General features: G+C 74.0%; 1 protein-coding gene. It reads left to right on the top strand.

From position 1 onward, the window contains the following. A partial coding sequence (locus tag BN358_RS27840) for a hypothetical protein (RefSeq protein ID WP_232233251.1) occupies positions 1-223 on the top strand: 223 nt, incomplete at both ends.

Genomic DNA, 223 nt, shown 5'->3' on the forward strand with positions numbered 1-223 from the left:
CCGATTCCGCCCCGGACGCGTCGCCGAGGTTCTTCGTCTCCTCGGCGAACCCGCGGCTGGTGGGCGGAAAGCCGAGCAAGAACCCGCGCTACCTGCAGAAGCGTCCCGACCGGACCAACGCGGACGCGACCGCGGTCGCCGACCTGGCGTCCCACCTGGTCCGGAAGCTGCCCTCCCACCAGCCGCTGCCGCTCCCGGTGGACGTGGTCGCGGCCGGACGCCG

The sequence above is a fragment of the Sedimentibacter sp. B4 genome, assembly GCF_000309315.1.
Taxonomy (GTDB): domain Bacteria; phylum Bacillota; class Clostridia; order Tissierellales; family Sedimentibacteraceae; genus Sedimentibacter; species Sedimentibacter saalensis.